The sequence below is a fragment of the Micromonospora sp. M51 genome, from assembly GCF_018070305.1.
Taxonomy (GTDB): Bacteria; Actinomycetota; Actinomycetes; order Mycobacteriales; family Micromonosporaceae; genus Micromonospora; species Micromonospora parva.
Map to the genome: position 1 here is coordinate 1 of NZ_JAGPXZ010000919.1, position 2,171 is coordinate 2,171.

A 2,171-nucleotide genomic window follows, 5' to 3' on the forward strand; every position below is an offset into this window, starting at 1 on the left:
GTCACGCAGCGCCCACCAGGCGTACGCCAGCAGGCCGGTGCCGACCGCCCAGGCGGCGAGAATCAGCGGGCCGTTGGGGCCCTGCCAGATGCTGACCGGGGTGCTGCGCAGCGGGCCGCTGGGGAACGCTCCCCCGAGGAACGCGGACAGCGCGATCAGCGTCGAGCCGGCCAGGCCGGTCCAGCGCGCGAGGTGGGAAGGCACGCCCGACATGCTGCCAGCACTCCGGTCGGGCAGCGACGGCAGGCACCGTCAGCAGTGCTGGGCCGGGGCCAGGCTGCTGGAGATCGTGTAGTCGCCGGCCGAGCGGACCCGTACCTCGGTGAACCCGTCCACGCCCTGTCGCACGCAGCCGTCCGGGCCGTCCAGCGACAGCCAGCGTGACCAGCGCACCCGCACCGGCACGTCGCCGGGCGCGGCGGTCAGCCGCACCGAGCCCCGGTCGGCGGCGACGAGCTGGCCGGGTGCGCCGACCAGCGGCGTCGGGTCGGCGACCGCGTACAGCCGCCAGGTCGGATCACGCCAGACCTCCCGCAGGTACGGCAGGCCGGCGCGGATCAACGCGGCCTCGTCGCGGCCCCACCGGTCGGCCGGGGCGTCCGGTGCGATCGCCACGTACGTCACCGCCTCGTCGTGGAGCCACCGCTGGTAGGTCTGCGCGTTCAGGGTGCCGTCGTAGAACAGCGCGTTGCGGTCACTGTCGACCTGGCGTTCCCAGCCCCGGGCCAACGGCACTGTCGGTGGCAGGTACGCGGACTCCCAGTGGTCGCGCAGCGGCACCACCTCGACCCGTCCGGCGGGCTGGAGACGTTGCAGTTCCTCGACGAGCGGGCGGTGGAACGCCGGGGCGCTCTCCGGGGCACCGGCCCGGGTGACGTCGCTCGTCATCACCGGCGACTGCCACCACACCGTCGCGGCGAGCAGCCCGGCCAGCCACGGCGTCGGCAACGCCGCGTACCCGGCCAGCACGGGCAGCGCGAACAGCATCGGCAGCCGCAGCGCGTTGGTACCGATCGGGCTGGGCAGGTAGTACGCCCCGATCAGGAGCAGCACGGTGAGCACCGCGCCGATGCGCAGCACCCGGCGGCGGCGCGGCAGCAGGACCGCCACCAGTACGGCGAGCGCGACGTTGATCCGCATCGACTCGGCCGAGTACGGCTGGGTGCCGCCGTTGCCGAACAGGACCGCGATCGGCGCCACGGTGACGATCGGCGCCAGGGTCAGGACGAGGCCCTCGGCCAGTGGAGCCTCGGCCCGCCATCCACCCGCCAGCGCCCGCCCCGGCCCGTCGCCGCGCCGCACTGCCGCCAGCAGCAGCGCGGCCCCGGCCAGCCCGGTGAACAGGCCGGCGACCGGGCTCGCCGCCGTCGCCACCGCGGCGCAGGCGGCGGCGAGGGCCAACCGGACCGGACGCGGCGGGCGTTCGATGCTGACCGCGCAGAGCGCCAGCAGGCCGAACGTCAGCCCGACGGCGAAGGTGACCCGCCCGCTCGCCAGGTTGCCGACCAGGACCACGGCACCGAGGACGCCGGCCAACAGCGGGCGTCGGGCCCGGTTGCGGGCGAACAGCCAGGCCAGCGCGAACGCGCCGAGCACGGCGGCGACCGCCCCCAGTGGACGCACCCCGACCAACGCGCCCAACCGGGCGGTGAACAGGCTGTAGCCATACTGGTTGACGCCGCCGTACCAACCGAGGTCGAGGGGCGTCGCACCGTACCGGTCGGCGAAGTCGGCGCGGGCCACCTGCGCCGCGAGGTCGGTGCCCATCCGGGGCGCGAGCAGGAACGCGACGGCGAGCAGCACCGCCACCCCGGTCGCCGCCGCCCAGCCGGTGCGCCGCCCGAGCGGGCGTGGCGACACCTCAGGCATCGAGGACCCGTTCGGCCGCGGCGCGGGAGCGACGGCCGGTGCGCAGGTACTCGTCGAGGAACTCCCCCGGGTCGTCGCGGCCGAGCAGCCGGGCCACACCGGCCAACTCCACCCCGTGCCGGGGCAGTTGGTCGCCGGCCCGGCCCCGGACCAGCATCAACGCGTTGCGGACCTGGGCGGCCAGGGTCCAACCGGCGGCCATCTCCGCGGCGTCCGCCGGGTCGATCAGGCCGGCCCGCTCGGCCGCCGCGAGGACGTCGAGGGTACGCGTGCCGCGCAGCGCCGGGTTCGCGCCGGCGTGC

At 76.0% G+C, this 2,171-nt stretch carries 1 protein-coding gene and 2 pseudogenes; all 3 read right to left on the reverse strand.

What is annotated here, in order from left to right; genetic code table 11:
* Positions 1–204, reverse strand: a pseudogene (locus tag KBX53_RS30720) (DUF2029 domain-containing protein); the annotation flags it as partial.
* Positions 205–252: 48 nt separating this feature from the next.
* Complete coding sequence (locus tag KBX53_RS30725) at positions 253–1,869, reverse strand: hypothetical protein (RefSeq protein WP_210863228.1); 1,617 nt, start codon at positions 1,867–1,869, stop codon at positions 253–255.
* Positions 1,862–2,171: pseudogene (locus tag KBX53_RS30730) on the reverse strand (bifunctional [glutamine synthetase] adenylyltransferase/[glutamine synthetase]-adenylyl-L-tyrosine phosphorylase); the annotation flags it as partial. The pseudogene KBX53_RS30730 and the gene KBX53_RS30725, both read right to left, overlap by 8 nt.